Annotated in this window: 19 protein-coding genes; 6 read left to right on the top strand and 13 right to left on the bottom strand. The window is 48.5% G+C overall.

What is annotated here, in order from left to right; genetic code table 11:
* Positions 1-39 precede the first annotated feature (39 nt).
* Positions 40-987, bottom strand: coding sequence for an alpha/beta hydrolase family protein (locus VGN67_RS09935; protein ID WP_327486662.1), 948 nt, complete (start codon positions 985-987; stop codon positions 40-42).
* 324 nt (positions 988-1,311) lie between these two features.
* Here VGN67_RS09935 and VGN67_RS09930 point away from each other — a divergent pair, with 324 nt between their 5' ends.
* On the top strand, positions 1,312-4,086 hold the full coding sequence (locus VGN67_RS09930; RefSeq protein WP_327486661.1) for an outer membrane beta-barrel protein: 2,775 nt from the start codon (positions 1,312-1,314) through the stop codon (positions 4,084-4,086).
* 61 nt (positions 4,087-4,147) lie between these two features.
* Here the strand turns inward: VGN67_RS09930 and VGN67_RS09925 are convergent, their stop codons facing one another.
* The 7 genes from VGN67_RS09925 to VGN67_RS09895 form a co-directional block, all read right to left on the bottom strand.
* Positions 4,148-4,633 (bottom strand): SRPBCC domain-containing protein, encoded by a 486-nt coding sequence (locus VGN67_RS09925; protein WP_327486660.1) that lies wholly within the window; start codon positions 4,631-4,633, stop codon positions 4,148-4,150.
* Between the two features lie 44 nt (positions 4,634-4,677).
* Complete coding sequence (locus tag VGN67_RS09920; RefSeq protein WP_327486659.1) at positions 4,678-5,103, bottom strand: SRPBCC domain-containing protein; 426 nt, start codon at positions 5,101-5,103, stop codon at positions 4,678-4,680.
* Between the two features lie 387 nt (positions 5,104-5,490).
* Positions 5,491-6,825: an SBBP repeat-containing protein gene (locus VGN67_RS09915; protein WP_327486658.1), complete on the bottom strand. Its 1,335-nt coding sequence runs from the start codon at positions 6,823-6,825 to the stop codon at positions 5,491-5,493.
* Between the two features lie 296 nt (positions 6,826-7,121).
* A complete protein-coding gene (locus VGN67_RS09910; RefSeq protein WP_327486657.1) occupies positions 7,122-7,658 on the bottom strand; it encodes a dihydrofolate reductase family protein in 537 nt (178 codons plus the stop codon).
* 60 nt (positions 7,659-7,718) lie between these two features.
* The gene (locus VGN67_RS09905) at positions 7,719-8,906 is read right to left on the bottom strand and encodes a hypothetical protein (protein ID WP_327486656.1); all 1,188 of its coding nucleotides are present in this window, start codon (positions 8,904-8,906) and stop codon (positions 7,719-7,721) included.
* A gap of 57 nt (positions 8,907-8,963) precedes the next feature.
* Positions 8,964-9,143, bottom strand: coding sequence for a hypothetical protein (locus VGN67_RS09900; RefSeq protein WP_327486655.1), 180 nt, complete (start codon positions 9,141-9,143; stop codon positions 8,964-8,966).
* Positions 9,144-9,273: 130 nt separating this feature from the next.
* On the bottom strand, positions 9,274-9,735 hold the full coding sequence (locus VGN67_RS09895) for a hypothetical protein (protein ID WP_327486654.1): 462 nt from the start codon (positions 9,733-9,735) through the stop codon (positions 9,274-9,276).
* A 256-nt stretch (positions 9,736-9,991) separates the two neighbouring features.
* Between VGN67_RS09895 and VGN67_RS09890 the strand changes: the two genes are divergently transcribed.
* Positions 9,992-12,043, top strand: a complete 2,052-nt coding sequence (locus VGN67_RS09890) for an alginate lyase family protein (protein WP_327486653.1) — start codon at positions 9,992-9,994, stop codon at positions 12,041-12,043.
* Positions 12,044-12,196: 153 nt separating this feature from the next.
* On the opposite strand, the gene VGN67_RS09885 is transcribed toward VGN67_RS09890, so the two are convergent.
* The 5 genes from VGN67_RS09885 to VGN67_RS09865 all read right to left on the bottom strand — a co-directional run bounded on the left by VGN67_RS09885 (position 12,197) and on the right by VGN67_RS09865 (position 15,559).
* Entirely contained in the window at positions 12,197-12,535 is a 339-nt protein-coding gene (locus VGN67_RS09885; protein ID WP_327486652.1) for a hypothetical protein, read from the bottom strand.
* Between the two features lie 140 nt (positions 12,536-12,675).
* Positions 12,676-12,897 (bottom strand): PDDEXK nuclease domain-containing protein, encoded by a 222-nt coding sequence (locus VGN67_RS09880; RefSeq protein WP_327486651.1) that lies wholly within the window; start codon positions 12,895-12,897, stop codon positions 12,676-12,678.
* Positions 12,890-13,729 carry a PDDEXK nuclease domain-containing protein gene (locus tag VGN67_RS09875; protein ID WP_327486650.1) on the bottom strand — a complete coding sequence of 280 codons (840 nt, stop codon included), beginning with the start codon at positions 13,727-13,729 and terminating at the stop codon, positions 12,890-12,892. Before VGN67_RS09875 ends, VGN67_RS09880 begins: the two co-directional genes overlap by 8 nt.
* A 111-nt stretch (positions 13,730-13,840) precedes the next feature.
* Positions 13,841-14,809: a DUF1080 domain-containing protein gene (locus VGN67_RS09870; protein WP_327486649.1), complete on the bottom strand. Its 969-nt coding sequence runs from the start codon at positions 14,807-14,809 to the stop codon at positions 13,841-13,843.
* 168 nt (positions 14,810-14,977) lie between these two features.
* A complete protein-coding gene (locus VGN67_RS09865) occupies positions 14,978-15,559 on the bottom strand; it encodes a DUF2867 domain-containing protein (protein WP_327486648.1) in 582 nt (193 codons plus the stop codon).
* A gap of 254 nt (positions 15,560-15,813) precedes the next feature.
* On the opposite strand from VGN67_RS09865, the gene VGN67_RS09860 reads away from it, so the two are divergent.
* The 4 genes from VGN67_RS09860 to VGN67_RS09845 all read left to right on the top strand — a co-directional run bounded on the left by VGN67_RS09860 (position 15,814) and on the right by VGN67_RS09845 (position 20,365).
* Positions 15,814-17,577 carry a lactate permease LctP family transporter gene (locus tag VGN67_RS09860; protein WP_327486647.1) on the top strand — a complete coding sequence of 588 codons (1,764 nt, stop codon included), beginning with the start codon at positions 15,814-15,816 and terminating at the stop codon, positions 17,575-17,577.
* 76 nt (positions 17,578-17,653) lie between these two features.
* Complete coding sequence (locus VGN67_RS09855; protein ID WP_327486646.1) at positions 17,654-18,391, top strand: (Fe-S)-binding protein; 738 nt, start codon at positions 17,654-17,656, stop codon at positions 18,389-18,391.
* Positions 18,388-19,776, top strand: a complete 1,389-nt coding sequence (locus VGN67_RS09850) for a lactate utilization protein B (protein WP_327486645.1) — start codon at positions 18,388-18,390, stop codon at positions 19,774-19,776. Before VGN67_RS09855 ends, VGN67_RS09850 begins: the two co-directional genes overlap by 4 nt.
* 4 nt (positions 19,777-19,780) lie before the next feature.
* Positions 19,781-20,365: a LutC/YkgG family protein gene (locus VGN67_RS09845; protein WP_327486644.1), complete on the top strand. Its 585-nt coding sequence runs from the start codon at positions 19,781-19,783 to the stop codon at positions 20,363-20,365.
* Positions 20,366-20,570: the final 205 nt, after the last annotated feature.

Below are 20,570 nucleotides of genomic sequence, written 5' to 3'. Positions count from 1 at the left end.
TATTTGGTAAGTTCGTTAGAAGTTCTCTTGTATTTGTTCTTAACCGCCGTGCGTTTCCAGACTTGGCCAGGTTTTTCTGTCACGGAGGTAGGTGTTAAACCAGTTTACTGTTTGAATGAGGTAGTCGGATCGGTGCTCAATCAGTGAATGCTCCCCTCCTTCATATAAAATGAACCGAAACGGTTGCTTTATCTGATAAAATCTGTTCGCAAGATCCAGCACCTGATTGGTAGGGACACGCCAGTCGGCAGTTCCCTGCAGGATAAGGATTGGTGTAGTTTTGTTTATTTTTTCTGCGAACTGAACAGCAGAGCGTTCGTTCAGGGGACGGACCTTGTTATCTGCATAGCCAGGGATCAGATCCTTGTAAACTTCGTCAAACTCCGGACGGCTTTCCAACAAATTAGTTAAGTCCGTGATGCCACTACCCACTACGGCTGCTTTGATCTTCGTTGTCTTTGTTAAGGCCAGGTAGGTCATCATTCCCCCCCGGCTCCACCCAAACATGCCAATTCGGGACGTATCTGCTTTGGGTACCTCCGAAAGTACCGGGATTAAGTTTAGTACGTCATTTATGTCTTTTCCACCAAATTCTTCTTTCCCTTCGCCACCATCATTGCCTCTGTACTGACTGGCTACTATGATATATCCCTGACTGCTTAATTCGCCCAGACCCCTTAGCAGAAAACCTGCGTCGGTGATTTTACCAAACTCCTTATTCCCACCCCGGTTATAAATGATACATGGATAACTACCCTTTTTTTTTGGTATAGCTAAATAGCCCTTTACATTCAATCCGTCAGAGCTATACGTGATGCGGTAGAAGTTAACCATGGCAATAATGGACTTGATACCAGGGACTACCTTTTCAACAGCATGAATGGTTGAGTCAGGTAGGGCGATGGGTATCTGTTCAATAATTTTCCTGTTTTGGGACTTGGCAGATATACTGATCAGTACCAGTAGGAATGAGAAAAAGTATTTCATAGGGATTTTTTATATCCATACATGGGACAGTTATACCCATGTAGTTAGGGTACTCAAAACAGGTATTTTAGCTACTTACTGCCCAGAAAAAGGTATTTATAGTAGTGCAGATTCTTGCCGAAAGGAACAACCTTCCAGTCGGTCGCACTACCTCGTAAATTTTCCCTAGCCATTTATCCAAAAATAGTGTTAAGTAGGTAGTACTATCTGGCATTGCTTCCCGACATCCCGCCAATCTAAAAGAATTTTTTTAGGTATGACTGCCCAAAAGTACCCTTTGTATTATCAGGTAACTAGTTTTATTAATCTTTTGGTTGTATCGGCATGTTCACTCAACAGGAAAATTTTGAAAATACAAAAGTTCTAAAAAATAGCCTGTTTTGGCTTTTTTGTTTATGTCTTTTTTCGTTTACCTCTTTTTCCCAAAGTGTTACCATTCAGGGTACCGTTCAGAATGCATCCGATAAGACCATGATGCCGGGTGCTATTGTCACTATTCAGAAAGCAACGGAAGAACAGGCTACCAATGGGGTAATGACCGATGGTAATGGAGAGTTCAGGTTTGAGAAGATTGCCCCCGGCGAATACCTGGTCAAAATCAATTACCTGGGCTTTAAACCGCTGTCGCGCTCGGTGGACGTGGAGAACGAGTCGGTTGATTTGGGGATTTTGTTGCTGATAGAAGAAGCAAACAACCTACAGGAGGTACAGATAGTTGGGCAGGTAGCCACCGGCGAGCAAAAAGGCGACACTACCCAGTTTAACGCCGGTGCCTTCAAAACGGCCGCGGATGCCAGCGCGCAGGAACTGATCCAGAAACTACCCGGAGTGACCATGGAAGACGGCAAAGTACAGGCGCAGGGGGAAGATGTCCAGCAAATACTGATTGACGGGAAGCCTTACTTTGGTACCGACGTGGCTACGGCTTTGCAAAGTTTGCCGGCCGAAGTTATTGCCAGTATCCAGATATTCGATAAAAAGAGCGACAAAGCCGAACTGAGCGGCTTTGATGATAATGAGCAACTCAAAACCATCAATATTGTAACCAAGCCCAACCGCCGGAAAGGCCAGTTCGGGAAAGGTACGGTGGGCTATGGTACCAGCGACCGCTACCTGCTGGGTGCCAGTGTTAACCTGTTCAATGAAGACCGGCGGTTGACCATCACGGGGCTTAGCAATAATATTAATACGACCAATTTCACCATGGACCAGAGCAGTCAGGGCGGCGAGCGGCCCCGTAACGGTATTATCAATACCAACCTGTTCGGGCTGAACTACTCGGATATGTGGGCCAAAAAAATCGAAGCCAGCGGTAGTTATTCCTATACCCATCAGCAGAACTTCGGGGTACAGTCTCGGTTTCAGGATTTTGTCAGCCCGGCCGATTCCGGACGCTTTTACCGCGAAAACAACCAGAGTATTGAAAAGCAGGCCACCCACCGGGCCAATATGCGGATTGACTATAAGATCAATGAAAATAACCGTATCCTGTTTCGCCCCAACCTGACCGTTCAGACCGAGGATAACTTCGGGTATTTCCTGGGCCGCACCGAAAACGATAACAGTCCGCTCAACCAGACCGAAAATACCTCCAACTCCGATAACGCCAGCTTTAATTTCCGAAATACGCTGCTGTACAGCCACCGGTTTGCCAAGCCGGGGCGAAGCGTTACCATTAGGCTTAATTCCGGCTTCAACAGCAACAACAGCGAAAGCTTTCGGCTGGCCGACAACATTTATTTTCGGGAGCCGGAGCGCAGCCGGGTACTTAATCAATTTACGGACTACAACCAGAATGGTTTTTCCTGGGAAGGCGAACTGTCCTACACGGAGCCGGTCGGTAAGAATGGCCGCCTGGAACTGGAACACGAGCGCGGCAACCGCTATGATGATTCGGACCGGCGCTTGTACGATTTTGATGAATTGACGGGTACTTACGCGTACCTGAATACGGGACTGAGTAATTCCTTCAAAAGTGATTACTTTACCGAGGAGACAGGCCTCAGCTACCAGTACCGCACCGAAAAGGTACGTTTACAGATAGAGGGCGAATACCAACGGGCCAGGCTGGAAAACAATCAGATTTTTCCGGGGCGGTTTGAGTTGAACCGGACTTTCAATAACGTGTTGCCCTCCGCCCGGTTTGAGTATCGCTTCTCCAAAACCAACAATATAGAACTGGACTACCGTACCTGGACCGACGCTCCCTCCATCAACCAGTTGCAGAGCGTGTTTAATGTTTCTAATCCTTTGTACGTCCGGACCGGTAATCCCAATCTGGTGCAGGCAGTACAGAACCGGTTCCGGGGTAGGTACCGGGCGCAGAACCCCACCAACAACCATACGTTTTTTGCCATGGTGGAGTCGTCGGTAGTACCCAACTACATTGGTACCAGTACCATCACCGCCCGCCGCCCCCTCGCCCTGACGGCCGTTGATACCCTGCAGGTGGGTTCGCAGCTATCGCGCCCCGTTAACCTGGATGGCTACTGGACCATCCGTACATTTTTTAACTACGGGCAGCCCCTCAATTTTGTCAAATCAAAACTCAGCCTGTTTGGCTTTGTTAACCATACCCGGCTTCCCAGCCTGATCGACTCCCTGACCAACTTTACCTCCACGACCAACTTTCGGGTAGGGGTATCGCTGAGCAGCAACATCAGCGAGTCGCTGGATTTCTACGTAAGTACCCGCTCGGGCTACAATATTGTAGAGCGGTCACTCCGGAAGACCACCGAAAATTATTTCAACCAAAGTACCCGGATGCGGCTGACCTGGGTGGCCTGGAAAGGCTTCGTGTACCGTACCGACCTCATTCACCAGCTCAATACCGGACTGTCGGCGGGTTTCAATACCAACTACATGATCTGGAACATGAGCATCGGGAAAAAGGTATTTGCCAACCAGCGCGGGGAGTTTAGCCTCAGTGTATTTGACCTGCTGAAACAGAACGTGAGCATCCGGCGGAACGTCACGGATATCTTCGTGGAGGATGTACAGTCCAATGTACTGCAGCGGTACTTCATGCTGACCTTTACTTATAACCTGCGGCATTTCAGCGGCGGAGCCACCGAGAAAGATTTTGAACAGCAGCGGTAACCAGGTGGAGTAGTAAACAACTAGTTGACGCCCGGCCGAAGCCGGGCGTTTTTGTTCCCAATTAGTACTTGAGTAACGTATCCAGGTTTTCGTGCGCAGCCGCAAAACCGGTTTCAAAGCCCATTTCAACGATTTTTTCCAGGTCGGCCCGGGTTGGGAAGGTAATCTCCACGTTTACCCGGGTACCTACTTGACTTGGGGCAAAGGTAGTCTTCCAGTGCGTGCTTGGGAAATCGGGGTTTAGGTTGCCCTCCTCATCACAAAAGCTATCGGTAGCTTCGTAACTCGCTTGCGGTTGTATATTTTTAAAGTCTGCCTGGGCCCACGATTTTTCGCCGTCCGGCCCTTCCATACAGTACAGCCAGGAGCCTCCTTCTTCAAATTGCATCGTTTTGGTTTGGGCTTTCCAGGGTTTGGGAGCCCACCACTGGTCCAGGAGTTGGCTGTCGGTCCAGGCCTGCCAGACTTGCTCCGGCGCTGCTGCAAACTCACGGCTGACAGCAAGTACCTTGCTGTCGGGGCTTTTGGTATATTGGGTTTGGGTCATGGTTGGTTTTTGGGGGTTGGATGAGTAAGTACTTGTTTATCTGGTTATTGTTCTGAAATCTGTTTCAGGATGTGTAAAGCCTTCGGAAAGGTATCCTGGAAATAATCCTGAAACTCATCCGTAGCATCCAGCGCTACCTCTACTTCGGTAGTTTGGTCAGTCAATGCTGTTAGGGCGTAGCTTTCGCGGGCTCCGGCCCAGTCTTTGGTCTCCTGCCGACCATTTTTTAATTCGCCCAGGTGTTTGAAGGTCATCACTTCCAAAGGTACTTTTTTCTCAATGACCCCAAACATACCGTCTCCTTTGGGCGAAAGAAACAAAATTGGACTTCCTTCTTCCCAACTACTTTCGGCGTAGGAGCCTTCGCTAAAGGCGGAGGTCCACTGCCGGTACCCCTCATTACTCCACAACTGCTCCCACACTTTTTCCCGGGGAGCCTGGATTTGAACAGAAAATCTGACTGTTTTCATATAACTACTAGGTAAAGGTTCAGTGGCAAAAGTAATGGAAACAGGATCGGATTCGGGGGAGAATGCCGACAATTAAAGGGTAGTTTGCGACAGTGGCAGGCACATGCTCCTTAGTAGTAGGGGTATGTGTAAATGCTGAATTAGAATGGCTATATCTTAAAGTAGGACTAATAAGAAGAAATGATAAACCTAAAATCCATATCTGTACGAGATATTGACTGTACCCTATAAATAATAGTCAGCAATTCGAGGATAAACGACAACTGGCTGAATAACTTATTGATACACTCCTACCCCGAAGTCCTCAATAAAATTATAGTAATTACAATATGTAGTTTAAAAAGAATAAACCCGGTGGCTACTAAACTCAAACCAACAGGTTTTTCACTACTGCTTATACCGGGCAATAAAGATATCAGAATGTCCGACGGAGGTGAGCGTGGTAGTACCAATCAGAACGCTGTCCTGAAAACTACCTGTTATATACATATGGCCGCTTTCATCAACTGCAATGCTTCTTCCCCGATCAGCACCTGAGCCTCCCAGCTTCTGGACCCATTGAAAATCACCGTTATTTGTATATTTGGCTATGGCCACATCCGTACTTCCACTGGAAGTTAATATGGCGTTTCCAAATGTAGCCGTACCTTGAAAGTCTCCAATAATATATACATGGCCGCTGGGAGCTATGGCAATGTCATGCCCGAAATCGGATTGGGTACCACCTGCCTGCTTTGCCCACTGGAAAGCCCCGTGGGTGTCGTACTTAGCAATAAATATATCCCCTGATCCGGTGGACGTAAGGGTAATGCCACCAAAGGCGATCATATCATTGAAATAACCAGTAATAAATACATTACCGGCTCCATCTACAGCAATTCCACTGGCTGCGTCGTAACCGGATAGCCCCACCTTCTGCTTCCACTGAAGTGTTCCATGGCTGTCGTATTTGGTGATGAATACATCATGATTATTACCAGGGGCCATGAAGAAGCCAGTGATATAGGTATTTCCGTGAGTATCAACAGCGATATCATTAGCCTGGTCATTGTTGGCTTCTCCAAAGCTCTTAGCCCATTGGAGGTCTCCACTGCTGGTGTATTTAAGAACAAAAACATCAGTTTCACCCGATGCAGTGAATGAAGCGGAGCCGAAAATACCTGTTTTCTCAAAAGTACCTGTTACATATACGTTACCTGTCTTGTCAACGGCAATACCGCGGCCGATTTCACCATGAATACTAGAGGTCGAAGGGCCCCCTGTATTGTGGGCCCACAGCACCTCACCCTGGGTATTAAATTTTAAGGTAAAAACATCATCGCCACCTCCACCGCCGCTGAGGGTATTAAGAACTGTAGTACCAAAGGTGATTACACCCCGAAAGCTCCCAGTTATATACACATTACCATTGTCATCAACAGCCATCCCTCCGATAGAGGCATTGTTGCTAGCTCTTGCCTGTTGCAACCACTGTAATTCTCCTGCTGGGTTATATTTGGCAATAGAAATAGTGGGATTACCATTGGTAGAGTTGGTCGAATAGTACCCGGCGACATATATATTGCCGAATTTGTCATATTTAACATATTCGCCCTGATCAAATTGTGGGTAACCAACCTGCAAGGCCAGAACGTTTTCGGGCTGAGGTTCCTGGTTATGATCCCGACAGCCAGTAATAATGGCTATAAGTAGTAAGGTCAGTAAGGTCGCAGCATTTTTCATAGTAGATGTAGATGGATAAGTGTTAATGGTGAAAGAATTGAACAGAGTTGATTTACGGTAAATACATTATGCAATATGAATTGAATAAATTTTGAAGCGAATATATGGGATATTGGAGGAATATCAGTGGGATACGGGAGAAATATACAAGCAGTCTACGTGAGCACCTGCATTATGTTGAGAAAGACCGTTTGTTTATATTGAGCTTTCTCTGAATTATGTAGAATTAGGGTGGTTTACGACAGGAGCAGGAGTTCCTTTTTAAAGAGAGTGAGGTACTTGTAGTAGGTACCTGGCTACCCTGCCACCTGGTAGTGGAGCTGTGTAAGTCCGGTGTCGAATTGGCGGCAGGAAAGGAGTTTCAATTTCTGTTCGGGCCGGTCATCCTGAAAAAGCCTCGTACCGTTGCCCACCAGAATGGGAATGACCGAAATGATCAACTCGTCGATTAACTGACTTCTCAGCAACTCATTTACTACTTCGGCGCCGCCATCCACGAATATGTTTTTACCTTTCTCCTGTTTAAGTCGCGTAACAAGTTCCTCCAGACTGTCCGTGTAAAAGGTGGTTTTTCCAAGGGTGGGTCGTCCGGTCCGGGTAATTACGTAGGTAACTTTGTCGGCGTGGGGAAAATCGGAAACCTGCTCCATGACCCAATCATAGGTTTTCCTGCCTAGAATAACGGTGTCAACGGTATTTATGAATTCCATATACCCGTAGTCTTCTCCGGCTTTTTCCACTACGCCCAGGAAGCTCAAATCGTCGTTTGGTTTGGCAATATAGCCATCCAGACTTGCCGCAATGTACACTATTACTTTTCTGCCAGTTGTCATTCTTTCATTCAGTTAAAGTGATAAAATATAGCAAATATGGATTATTCAGGACTTACTCTACTACTCCCGTTGCTGGGCAAAGAGCCAGTCCAGTACCCCCGGTGTATCATTGACCTGCTTCCAGATGTCGTGTCCCCGGTCCGGAAATTCCGTGTAGCGGGGCGTACCTCCCGCTTTTCGGATGGCCTCAATCACATCCCGTGAGCCACTGACCGGAACGTTTTTATCCAGCCGTCCGTGGAAGGCCCAGACCGGTACCTCCACCATGTTAGGGGCCAGGGCCGGATTGCCTTCGCCACAAATGGGCAGAGCGGCGGCAAACAAGTCCGGACGGGTACCAATAAAATGCCAGGTACCGTAGCCACCCAGTGAGCCACCCCCTACGTACCGCCTTTTTTCATCAATGGAATACTCTTCTTCAAGTGAACTTATCGTTTCAAAAACAAGAGAATCCACGACAGGCAGGCGGGGCAGGCCGCCCCAGCTGGCATTGGGCGGACATTGCGGTACAAACAGAAAGGCGGGGTACTTTTTCCGATTCCCCGGCTCGGACAGTGTCTTCGCTTCCCACGAACCATCAATTTGCCGGATGTTATCGGTACCCCAGCCACCGCCCCCGTGCAGGCATACCACCAGCGGGTACTTCTGCGTCGAATCGTAATCCAGCGGTTTCAGCAGGCGATACTGTAGCTTTTCACCCCGGGCGTTTACGTAGGTATGGGCTTCGAAGGTTTGGGCCAGGGCTTTTCCTTCGGGCGAGGCGTGCATATTCTGGTAAGTGGCGGAGGCTAGCCTAAGTCCGAAAAACAGCGTAAATCCTATAGAGGCTAAAGTCAGAAAGCCTAGCATACCACCTGTTGCCTTTGGAAAAGGTGGTAGTACCTCTTGGGTCGGCAGATGCCGGATCTCCTCCCGAAAATTCAGGATAAACAGAATGGGAACCATACTATTTATCAGCGAAGCCCATTCTACGATTTTTTGCAGGGTACCCTGCATGGCTACATTCTGAGTACTGATCATCCCAATAAAAGATGCCACTATGATAGTATACATAAAGAGGATACCCATCCCGGCTGCCCTGAGCCAGCCTCTCTCCCTGGCCCGGGACGCCAGCAGACTGACCCCATGCAGCAGACCCGCCCCTACGACCAGCAGCGTAGCCGGTACAAACAAGTTCCGTAGCTCCCCCCGTAGCCGAACTGCGAGTATAACGCCAACCTGAAAGGTGATAGCCAGTAGAAGAAACATTCCCGACGTAAAAGTGAAGCGATACCCCCTGGCGTAATAGTAGTTGAGTAAGAGCAATTAGGTCACCAGCATTAGGATGTACATGCCCGATAGCCATACCGTCAGGGTAGGTAGTGACAAGAAATGAGGCCCCGCCCACAGACTCAGCAACCCCTGCAGTAAACCGGCCCCTACGGACACGCCCAGAAATATGTTGGCAAAGAGGTAAAAATCCCGGTTGAGGGGTAGCGTTCTCATGGAGTAGCAGGACTGGTTCTTCTCAAAAATAGAGCAATAGGGGTAAGACCCCAACTCTTTCGGGATGAGTGGTAAATCAGGGAGTTGGTGGGGCTAGGTACCGGCTTGGAATGAAATAGTCAAGCTTAGATCACTGCTGTGGCTCTGCTTTTACACGCTTGTACTTCTCTATAATAATCCGGTCAATGCCCAGTTCCTCTACTTTTTCAACGCCTTTCTGGATCAGAGTATCATTCTGGATTTTGACGACAAACTGGAAGGTGTGGTTTTCCCAGGCGGGGTCACTGTAGTAATTCAAGTGCTCCGTATAGGTACTATCCACCAGGGTATAGTCGCCCCCACCGGCCGAGTAAGCTGCGGTAGAATCCTTTTTGGCATCCAACGCGTGATTCAGGAAAGCGAAGTGGGTTTGGTTCAGGATCTTGATCATACTGCGCCCGGAATCAAAGGTCGAAAAAGCGGTATCCCCTTCCATGGTCGTGGCCGAAATCAACTCCCAGGTACCCTCAATGGGAAGTTGATCGGAATTGGTGCTGCACGATAGGGAGAGGCCGGTGAATAAAAGAGCAAAGTAGGTAGATGTACGATTCATTGTCGAAGGGTTTTTAGGATAGGATGGTTTACAGAAAAGCAAGGTAGGAGTTTTGTTTGAGAAATTGCTTTGTTCAATTCACTACTAAGAGGAGAGCTTTCTTTTCTAGTCTTCGAGGTACCCTTGCTCCTTCCTCTACGTAGTACTGGAAGTAGAATAGCCTCATGCTTTGCTTTTTTTAGTACCTCTCAATTCGTTCTATCAGTCTTTCCTGGAAAGTATTAGATACCGCTTAAATTCTCAGAACCATACTACAATGAAGCCCACAATCTCTTCCAAACCCCTGCTGCTATTTATCTTTTTCGTCCTGATCTCCGCAGATACTTTTGCTCAGAAAAAGTGGCAGGAGCTCACTACCGTTGAGGATCTATGTTCCTACATGCCGGAAACTATGAAGACGATGCTGGACCAGTTTGATCTGGATACGCCGGGCATGGAGAAGGTGAAACAGGCGCATAGTAATGGTGATTTGGTGCAGGCCTGTAAACACCTGTTGGCCTACTATAAGAACGGCAATACTGCTTCGTACCTCCGAAAAGCCCAACCGTCTGCCACTAACCGAACTGTGGCGGATGCGGACACGATCCTGAAAAACGTGTTCTACGTACAAAATGTACGCGGACAAGTACCCTACCTGGCCGACGGGCACCGAGACTGGTACTACAAAGGACCAAACAACGACAAGGAATGGGCCTGGCTCTCCAACCGGCACTCCCAACTGGCGGAAGTATACAACGCGTATATGGAAACCGGTAACCCCAAGTATGCCCGGTACATTGATGCTTTCCTGCGGGACTTTATTATTAAAAGTATGCCTTATCCCGCCGCAAAAAGTAGTACTTCGGTTTGGCGCGGACTGGAAGTAGCCGCCCGGGTAAAGGGTTGGTCACGTATCTTCTACGGGCTTATCAACAGTCCCTATCTCTCCCCGGCCACGCAGCTTTTAATGTTGAGTAGTATGCCCGACCACGCCCATTATAACCGGTACTTCCACGCCGGCAATAACTGGCTGACGATGGAAATTTCGGCCCTGGCTACCGCCGCCACCAATTTTCCGGAATATAAAAATTCGGACGAATGGCTCACCTACGCCATCGCCACCATGACCGAAAGCATGAAGGGACAGGTATATCCCGACGGCATTCAGACCGAGCTCACCTCGCACTACCACAACGTAGCGTTGGCTAATTTCGAATTGTTCAAAGACATCTGTGACCGGGCCAACCGCCCTCTGCCCGACTTTTTCAATCAGACCATCGTGAGCATGTACGATTACATAGCCCGGGCGGTACGTCCCGACGGGTACCGTATTCTGAACAACGACGGCGACCGGGGCAGCGACCGGGAATTGCTAATGAAGGCGGCCCAAAAATATAACAAACCCGAGTGGGCCTACCTGGCTTCCAACGGGCAAAGCGGTACCAAACCAGCACAGGAACCATCGTACTTTTTCCCGTGGGCGGGTCAGTTAGTTTCCCGGTCTGGCTACGATGCCCAGGCACACTGGTCGTTTTTTGATATTGGCCCCTGGGGAAGCGGGCACCAGCACAGCGACAAGTTACATATTTCGGTCTCCGCCTATGGTCGTGATCTGCTCGTGGATGCCGGGCGGTTTGCCTATACCGGCGAGGTAGCCCAAAAGTTCCGACCCTACGCCACCGGGAGTGCCGGACATAATTTGGTTTTGCTTGATGGGAACGGACAAAACCCCAGCCCCAAACTGGCCGATGAAGCCCTGGATGAGAGCCATATAAAAATCACCCCCGAATTTGACTATGCGACTAACCGCTTTGCTGACTTCAAAAATGTGGAGGGTACCGCCAGCCACACCCGCGCGCTGCTGTATGTACGGGGAGAGTTTTGGGTGGTGGTAGACCGCATCCAGACCGACAAGCCCCGAAAAGTAGAAACCCTGTGGCATTGGCATCCCGACTGCACGGTAACCCAGGACGGGAACGCCATCAAAACCAACAACGCCAAAGGAAATCTGGTGGTGGTACCCGTTGGCAACCCGAAAATGGATATTCGTTTTGTAAAAGGGCAGGAGCAGCCGGAGATACAAGGTTGGTACAGCCCGGAATACAATGTGTATATGCCCAATACGGCCACCATTTATAGCACAAATATCACCCGCGATCAGACGTTTGTATGGCTACTATTTCCTTCCGAAGGCGCGATGCCACGGGTACAGGCCAGGGTACTTGCTGAAAATGAGGAGGGGGTAGAGGTGGAGGTAAGTGCTAATAGTAAGACCTGGAAAATGGTGGTACCTTATCGGAATAGTAATAAGGTGGTTTTGGGGAGGTGATTTTTGGAGTGAGTTACTGAATTTGCGTTGAAAACGCTATTTGATGCAACGGCTGCGGCCGACCGTCCTGATTACAAATCAGGGTTAGCGGAGGGAATTCACAACCTGAAAGTTTGGCTTAACTTTTTAAAGATAATTAAGATAGGGGCATCATTATTTTCGAATAAAATCTAACCATTCTTGCAATAGAAGTTTCATATCATTAAATGGAATGGATAGGACTTTATCGATAATTATATTAGGTGGATCAATTTTGATTTCTTCATCATCACTTGCACCACTTCTATTTAAGGAAAAATATTCTTCAAAATATTGTTGAGATTCTGCCAGTTCAATGTCTTCTATTAAACCCTCACATTCAACAGGATGCATTATTCTTAATTTTTCTGCCAGCCTCCTATATGCTATATTATTTGTATAACATCTATATTCAACCCAATTGTTATGTTTAATCTTGCCAAACTCAAGATTATATTGACTATGAATTCCCATTACTAAGAAATTAATGTTACTAAATTTTAATGATAGTTAATAATAATAAGTTTAATTTTTACATTTATGCCCCCGCTACCGCCGGTTTGTAACCGTGCGTCGGCCGCCGGTGGCAAACCACAATCCAAGTCTTTGACTTTTTAATCATTCCCAATCCCCCGCAACTCCTGCTCAATTTCCTCCACGGTCGGCAGGCTACTTTTTAGCTCGTCTGGCAGTACTTCCGTAAATTGAAACTCACTTACCCCCATAGGTTTGTTAATATCCTGTAGGGCGAACTCGGCCTCAATGCTGTTTTTGTCGCGGCACAGCAGGATGCCAATCGTAGGTTTGTCGTCCGGTTCTTTTACTAAACTATCCACTGCTGACAAATAAAACCGGGGCGCCGGAGCGATTAAGTTTCCCAGCGTATTCGGGAATGAATCGGGTATTTTTCAGTTCTATCACCACATGGCATTTTAGCTTGGTGTGGTAAAAGAGCAGGTCGAGGTAGTAGTCATTTCCGGCTACTTCGAGGTGGTACTGCTGCCCCAGAAACGCGAAGCCTTTGCCCAATTCCAGCAGAAACTTTGTCACGTGGGCTACCAGTTGGTTTTCAATGTCCTTCTCCTTGTACGGCCCCGCCAAGGTCAGGAATTCAAAGATGTAAGGGTCTTTGAGGGTTTGCTCGGCTAACTCCGACTGGGGCGTGGGGAGCGTATGCCTGAAATTCGTAATAGCCTTACCCTGTCGTTCGTAGAGGTGGGATTTAATCTGTAAGGCCAGTACATCCCGACTCCAGTTGTTTTCCAGCGTTTGGTTTAGATAGAAGTTTGCCTCATTTACATCAGCTGATTTGCTAAAAATCAATATATTATGTCCCCAGGGAATTTGTCCAACCGCCTGTTGTATGAATTCGGCAACAGGCTGTTGCAAAATTGACGATGAATAAAATTGGTAAAATTGGCGGCAAAATGCGAGATTTCGATAGGACAGCCCCTTCATCTCTGGGAACTCAGCTTTCAGATCTTTAGACAACCTATCCAGAAACTGATTGCCGTAGCCCGTGTGCTTTTCGTCAATCATTTTTCCCAATTCCCAATAGAACTCAATCAGGGCGGAATTGACCGCTACGGCGGCTTTGAGTTGTACAGATCGAATCTTCGATTTAAGTTCGCGGAGCCAGGCTTTGTAGTCAGGGTCAGAGAGGTTCATTGGGGTGGTTTATGCAAAAGCAAGATACGCAGAAAATAGATACAACACCCAAAACAAAACACCTGCCCCCAACGGAGACAGGTGTTTTGTTTGAATTCCTAACCAGATAGCTTACTTCGCCGGCGTAATGATAATGTTGCGGTACTCCACCGGGCCGTGGTCGCCCTGGATGTAGATGGGGCCGGGTTCTCCTTCGTTGCTGTCGAGGGCTCCCCCGGTAATACCTGGTATCTCCTGATTGGTAATGACCCGTTTGCCATTGACATCCAGGGTAATCATTCGTCCAACCAGCGTAACGTCAAAGCTCTGCCACTCGCCCGGCTCTTTGGCTACCATTTCACTGGGGGCAATAAAACCGTACACTCCGCCGAGTTCACCAAAGGAGGGTTCAAGCCCTTTGCCGTCGGTCACCTGTACCTCGTACCGGCCGCGCAGGTACACGCCGCTGTTGCTTCCTTTGGGTATCCGAAACTCCGCGTGCAGTTTAAAATCGTTGAATTTTTGATCCGTGATAAGGTTCGCGCCGGATTTCTCACTTTTCAATACTCCGTTTTGAATTGTCCACTGGTTGGTACCTACGGTGTGCCAGCCTTTGATGGTATTGCCTTCGGTCAGTTTGATAGGCGTACCCCAGGCAGGCTGAGTAGTTTTTCGGAGGGAAGGAGCCCGAACGCCGGTCCAGTTGTAGGTTTTTCCGTCGGGCGTGGTAATCGTACCACTTATCTTTTCGCCCTGCAGGGTACCTTCCAGCGAAAAGTCTCCTTCGCCTCTTTCCCACTGGGGAGGAATCGTAAACCCAAATTTGCCGTCTTTGAATTGTACTTCCGAAATAGGACGGGCGCTACCCGAAACCGATACGAACCGGCCTACCAGGGTCTTGTTGCCTGAATGGGTCACTTCCAGCCACGAAGGGGCTGGCTTGCCGTTCATGTCTACCGTAATATCCCACCTGCCTTCCAGCGGAGTAGCCAGTGGATTGGCCTGGGCATTACCAATCAAAAGTGCACAAAGCAAAGTAAGAGCCGATACCAGTAGGGATCGGGTAAAGTAGTGAGGTTTGGTTTGGAATAAGTTGTTCATCTGGATTTGTATATGGAAAGGCCACAATTTACTTATAAAAATCATAAGAGTTGTTTACCTACTTAGCCTATATAATGGAAGCTTGTTGAGTAATTTAATCGGGCTGACTTTACTTTTTATTGAGTAAGTACTTTCACCATAATTTTTAATCCTGCCGTTTCTGACTCCTCATGAATAGGAGTTAGCTTTTGTGGTGAAGTCTTTACTCCCCGCTTCCTTTTCCAGTTGCTTCACAATACCTTTCAGCATAGCAGGTACTATGAGTTTATGAAAGGGTTTGACCGGTAAAAAATAGAGCCGCCCCAGCCAGTTATGAAACACTACTGTGGTGGATAAGGTAAGTACTTTACTGCTCTGGTCCTGCGGGTGGGGCGATACAAACAGAGAGATTCTAAAATCAAGGTGTTTGTCGTCTTCGCCCAGAATGACCTCGTTGTCCGTCCGGCTATATACTTTGAAAAGCCCCAACTGCTCACCCGGTCTGCAGGTAAAGTTGTCGAGTAGTTGCTGCCTGTTCTTAGGTACCTCAGCCGTTTTTAGTCCGAATACAGCAACGATTTTATTTCTGAGGATAAATAACTTCCCTACCCATTGGGGGCCACTCCTAAAAAAAGCTTTACAGGCATCAGCGGCGGTAATGGTATCGTCCTTGTCCTCAAATGTACCGGTATAGCTATCGGTATAGTCGTAGCTGCGGGTGGTTGTGGTAAGTACCGAAGCCGGGGGAAGTATTGTCCTGAGAATTTTCATAGGGAACTGATAAGCCTATACGCGTTAAAACTCCTAAGGTACTTTGCTGAGTATCCTTTACCAAATATAAGGGAATTGAAAACAGGCAGGTAAATCCGTTTAAAGATTTTCTTTTCCTATCAGAAGTACTGTTTGCAAAATCCCCGGGCCTGAGGGGCAATTTTTACCTGGAAGCGCCCACTACTCAAAATACTGAACTACCTATCCGCTGGTACCTGGTACCAGCCTAATCAAATCACAGGGGAAACATACGTATGAATTGGCAACAGGTAATTGACCCTTTGAACAACATTGGCCTGTCGGCGTTGCTGGCTGTGGTACCTATCCTTTTTATTTTCTGGGCCCTGATCATCAGGAAAATGAAAGGATATCAGGCGAGCCTGATCGCCACGGGGCTCGCTATACTCATTGCTATCCTGGCCTACGGTATGCCCGTAAAGCTGGCCCTGCTTTCTACCCTTAATGGCGCTCTGTATGGGCTATTCCCCATATGCTGGATCATCATCACCGCCGTTTTTCTGTTCAATATCACCGTACAGAGCGGTCAGTTTGAGATCATCAAGCACTACATGGCCTCTATCACCTCCGACCGCCGGCTGCAGGCGCTGCTGATAGCCTTTTCGTTTGGTTCTTTTCTGGAAGGAATGGCAGGTTTTGGTGCCCCCGTGGCCATTACGGCAGCTCTGTTGGTGGGTCTGGGATTCAATCCCCTGTACGCTGCCGGCATCTGTCTGATTGCCAATACTGCCCCCGTGGCCTTCGGGTCCGTAGGGATACCCATCACGGTAGCGTCCCAGGTTTCGGCTATACCCGAAATGGCCATCTCTCAGATGGTAGGGCGAACGCTCCCGATTCTGTCGGTTTTTCTGCCCTTCTATCTGGTCGTTATTATGGCTGGGTTCAGAAAAACCAGAGAAGTGCTGCCAGCCATTATCGTAGCGGGCGTTTCGTTTGCATTTCTACAATGGTTTTCGTCCAATACCCTGGGTCCCGCGCTGCCCGATGTCATTGCCGGCATTGGTTCTATTGTCAGTTTGATTGTATTGTTAAAATTCTGGAAACCCAAAAGTACCTGGCGTTTTCCCAGCGAGCCCGCTCCCACCATCAATACGGATGTGTACTATACACCAGGTCAGATTGTCCGGGCCTGGTCGCCGTTTATACTATTGACCATCGTGATCATTGCGTGGGGAACCAAACCTATCAAGGACGTATTCAATGCCGTCGGGCAGGTTCAGTTTGGGTTTCCGGGTCTTCATGAGGCCATTCTGGATACTACGGGCAATGCGATCCCCCACCTGTTTAAGTTTAATTATTTATCGGCTACCGGCACGGCCATTTTGCTGTCGGCTCTAATTTCTGTTCCACTGGTAGGGATGAGATACGACGAGGCTGCCAAAGTATTTGGACAAACCATCAGGCAGCTTACCTTTCCGATTATTACCATTGCCGCCGTATTGGGCTTTGCCTACATCGTCAATGATTCGGGCATCAGCATCACGATGGCCGCAGCCCTGGCCAATACGGGCGTGTTATTTCCCTTCTTTGCTCCCATGCTGGGTTGGCTGGGGGTTTTTATTACGGGGTCGGATACGTCGGCCAATGCTTTGTTTGGCAAATTACAGGCTACCACTGCCACCTCCATTGGCGTTGATCCGGTCGTCACTGTTTCGGCCAATGTATCGGGTGGGGTAATCGGGAAAATGATATCACCGCAGTCTATCGCCGTGGCTGCTGCCGCCGGAGATCTGGTAGGAAAAGAATCTGAACTGTTCCGGTTTACGGTGAAACATAGTTTCTATATGCTCCTGTTTATCTGTCTCATTGTATTGGCGCAGGCCTATACATTTAGCTGGATAATTCCTCAGTACCAGATGATTGTCGCGGGCAGGGCTTCGGTTATCCCGGATTTTACCCAGGGTTATGTGTACCTGATGATTCTGGCCACGGTGCTGGTAGCTTTTGTAGCCAGTATCTGGTTTATGAATAAGAAAAAAGTATATCCGAAAATGTCTTGAAAGACAATCTGCCAGCCTGACTTTCATCATTCACAATTGAGATCAGACTAGCCTAAATCCTAATAACCTAAACCCCATGAACGTCGGACTTTTTATACCGTGTTACGTCAACCAGTTTTATCCCAATGCCGCAAGGGCGACGTTGGAACTGCTAAAAAAAACGGGTGTGAATGTGGTGTTCCCCACCAGGCAAATTTGTTGCGGCCAGCCCATGGCCAATTCGGGCTTTGAGTATCTTGCCCAGGATTGCAACAATACCTTTATCGAAAACTTTGCTCAATTCGACTACATCGTTGGTCCATCGGCCAGTTGTATTCTCCATCTCAAAGACCATCTTCATTCGGATAGTCAGGAAGAAAAAGCCACCGAAGTTCGGGGAAAGCTGTACGAGCTAGTGGAGTTTTTGACGGATGTCCTGAAAATTAAGTCTCTCAATGCCGTATTTCCCCATAAAGTAGGATTGCACCATAGTTGTCACGGTTTGCGCGGACTGCATCTGGCCCAAATGAGTGAACTCAACGCCCCTTCTTTTTCAAAGCCGGAACAACTACTGGCGATGGTGGAGGGATTGGAACAGGTACCTCTGGACCGGTGCGACGACTGTTGCGGATTTGGCGGTGTTTTCTCCGTTTCGGAAGAAGCCGTATCGGTAAAAATGGGGAAAGACCGGGTGGCGGATCATAGCCGTAACGGCGCCGAATTCATTACCTCGTCTGACCTTTCCTGCCTGATGCACCTGGAAGGTATCCTGCACCGAAAAAACAGTGCGGTGAAGGTAATTCACATTTCAGAAATCTTAAATGCAACGATATGAGCCAGCCCAAAACAAAAGATCATGCCGCATTAGCCGAAGCCTTCATAAAAGATGAAGAGCGGGTGGACTGGCACGACGGTGCGCTATGGTACATCCGGGAGAAGCGGGATATCGCATCAAAAGCAATACCGGAATGGGAGGAGCTTCGGGAGGCGGCGTCCCAGATCAAAAGCAACGTTATTTCCAATCTGCATAAGTACCTGCTGCAGTTTGAAGCCAATCTCAAAAAGAATGGTATTGTGGTACATTGGGCTGATACTCCCGAAGAGCATAATGAAATTGTGTATGCCATTCTGAAAGCAAAAGAGATTACTCAGATGGTGAAAAGTAAGTCCATGCTTACCGAAGAGTGCGGCCTGAATGAGTACCTGGAAGAACGGGGCATAGGCGTTATCAACTCGGATTTGGGAGAGTATATACAGCAAATTGACAATGAACCGCCGAGCCATATCGTACTGCCGTGCATCCATAAGCGGAAAGAAGAAATAGGAGAGCTGTTTCATGAACACCTGGGCACTGAAAAAGGATTGTCGGACCCCACCCAGTTGACGAGGGTTGCCCGCAAACACCTGCGCAATGTTTTTATGACCCGCCGCGCCGCCCTGACCGGGGTAAACTTCGCCGTAGCCGAAACCGGCGAATACGTAGTATGTACCAACGAAGGTAACGCCGACATGGGGGCGCATTTATCGGAGGTACAGATTGCCTCTATGGGGCTCGAAAAGATCATCCCTCAGAAAAAACACCTCGGTGTTTTTCTCAGATTGCTGGCCCGAAGTGCCACCGGCCAGCCCATTACCATTTATTCCAGTCATTATAAAAAGCCACGGCAAGGGCAGGAGATGCACCTGATTCTGGTGAATGCCGGCCGGACGCGGCAACTGGGCCGACCGGATTTTCAAAATTCGCTGAAATGCATCAAGTGTGGGGCTTGTATGAACACCTGCCCGGTGTACCGGAAAAGCGGGGGGCTGAGTTATCACAATACGATCTCCGGACCGATTGGCGCTATACTGGCGCCGAATCTGGATATGAAACGGCACGCGGACCTACCCTTTGCTTCCACCCTTTGCGGGTCTTGCTCCAACGTATGTCCCGTAAAAATCAACATCCACGACCAGTTGTACAAATGGCGGCAGGTGATTGTAAAAGAAGGCCACGCCACCAGTACCAAAGCCCTGGGGATGAAGGCCATGGCCTGGACCTTGTCTTCGCCCGAAAAATTAGACAAAGCGGGCCGGGCGGGTAGATGGTTTATGCAAAACATCCCCGTCGTTGTGAACAACAAACTCAACCCCTGGTACAAACAACGCGACATGCCGGAGGGCCCCAAAGAGTCTTTCAGCGAGTGGTACATTAAAAACGAAAAGAACAAACCAAAATAAGGATATGAGTACCAGGGAAAAAATACTGGGAGAAGTTTTACAAAACCAACCCCCTTCGTTGCCTTTACCGGACCTCTCTGTATTCAGGGGAGAAATGAAAGATGTTGTTCAAAAATACAGGACGGTATTTGAAAGCATTGGGGGTGACGTATATCTGGTAGATGATTTAGAGGCCATTAAAGCCATTATCAAGGAGAAGTACGACCTGGAAAAACGCATCGTAACCACCCTGCCGGAACTCACTGGAAATTTTGAATGGATTGCCCCGGACGTAGATCCCCATACGTACGAAGATATTGAGCTGGCCATTATTAACGCGCATTTTTCGGTTGCCGAAAACGGGGCTGTGTGGCTGTCCGATGAAGTGATGGGGCAGCGCATCATCCCGTACATCTGTCAGCACCTGGCCGTAGTGGTCCGGGCCGAAAGTATCGTGCCCACCCTGCACGAAGCCTACGAAATCATCGGTGAAGGTACCTATGGGTTCGGGGGGTTTATTGGCGGACCTTCCAAAACGGCTGATATCGAGCAGGCCCTGGTACTGGGAGCCCACGGGCCACTGTCTATGGCCGTGTTTGTAATAGGTTGATAGCTGTTAGGTTGTTAGGTTTTAGCAAAATGTCAGTCTAAGCAGAATCAATTGTCCGTCTGAGCGGAGTCGAAGACAGTTCATTATAGAGGTCTTCCACCGCCAGGCGGGAGGCTCCGCTGCCACGGTGGCCGTTGCCGCTTCGTCGGTCCGACACGGTGGCTCCTCCGGCCGTTTCCTCTCCGACTGATAGCTAACCCTAAAT

Source organism: Telluribacter sp. (assembly GCF_035998675.1).
GTDB lineage: Bacteria > Bacteroidota > Bacteroidia > Cytophagales > Spirosomataceae > Telluribacter.
Note: the sequence above shows the minus strand (reverse complement) of the source record. Positions and strands in the feature narration are given on the sequence as shown.

Excerpts from the sequence above, each read along its gene's own strand:
- VGN67_RS09935 (WP_327486662.1), bottom strand. The coding sequence starts at position 987 with ATGAAATACTTTTTCTCATTCCTACTGGTACTGATCAGTATATCTGCC.
- VGN67_RS09930 (WP_327486661.1), top strand. The coding sequence starts at position 1,312 with ATGTTCACTCAACAGGAAAATTTTGAAAATACAAAAGTTCTAAAAAAT.
- VGN67_RS09925 (WP_327486660.1), bottom strand. The coding sequence starts at position 4,633 with ATGACCCAAACCCAATATACCAAAAGCCCCGACAGCAAGGTACTTGCT.
- VGN67_RS09920 (WP_327486659.1), bottom strand. The coding sequence starts at position 5,103 with ATGAAAACAGTCAGATTTTCTGTTCAAATCCAGGCTCCCCGGGAAAAA.
- VGN67_RS09915 (WP_327486658.1), bottom strand. The coding sequence starts at position 6,825 with ATGAAAAATGCTGCGACCTTACTGACCTTACTACTTATAGCCATTATT.
- VGN67_RS09910 (WP_327486657.1), bottom strand. The coding sequence starts at position 7,658 with ATGACAACTGGCAGAAAAGTAATAGTGTACATTGCGGCAAGTCTGGAT.
- VGN67_RS09905 (WP_327486656.1), bottom strand. The coding sequence starts at position 8,906 with ATGTTTCTTCTACTGGCTATCACCTTTCAGGTTGGCGTTATACTCGCA.
- VGN67_RS09900 (WP_327486655.1), bottom strand. The coding sequence starts at position 9,143 with ATGAGAACGCTACCCCTCAACCGGGATTTTTACCTCTTTGCCAACATA.
- VGN67_RS09895 (WP_327486654.1), bottom strand. The coding sequence starts at position 9,735 with ATGAATCGTACATCTACCTACTTTGCTCTTTTATTCACCGGCCTCTCC.
- VGN67_RS09890 (WP_327486653.1), top strand. The coding sequence starts at position 9,992 with ATGAAGCCCACAATCTCTTCCAAACCCCTGCTGCTATTTATCTTTTTC.
- VGN67_RS09885 (WP_327486652.1), bottom strand. The coding sequence starts at position 12,535 with ATGGGAATTCATAGTCAATATAATCTTGAGTTTGGCAAGATTAAACAT.
- VGN67_RS09875 (WP_327486650.1), bottom strand. The coding sequence starts at position 13,729 with ATGAACCTCTCTGACCCTGACTACAAAGCCTGGCTCCGCGAACTTAAA.
- VGN67_RS09870 (WP_327486649.1), bottom strand. The coding sequence starts at position 14,809 with ATGAACAACTTATTCCAAACCAAACCTCACTACTTTACCCGATCCCTA.
- VGN67_RS09865 (WP_327486648.1), bottom strand. The coding sequence starts at position 15,559 with ATGAAAATTCTCAGGACAATACTTCCCCCGGCTTCGGTACTTACCACA.
- VGN67_RS09860 (WP_327486647.1), top strand. The coding sequence starts at position 15,814 with ATGAATTGGCAACAGGTAATTGACCCTTTGAACAACATTGGCCTGTCG.
- VGN67_RS09855 (WP_327486646.1), top strand. The coding sequence starts at position 17,654 with ATGAACGTCGGACTTTTTATACCGTGTTACGTCAACCAGTTTTATCCC.
- VGN67_RS09850 (WP_327486645.1), top strand. The coding sequence starts at position 18,388 with ATGAGCCAGCCCAAAACAAAAGATCATGCCGCATTAGCCGAAGCCTTC.
- VGN67_RS09845 (WP_327486644.1), top strand. The coding sequence starts at position 19,781 with ATGAGTACCAGGGAAAAAATACTGGGAGAAGTTTTACAAAACCAACCC.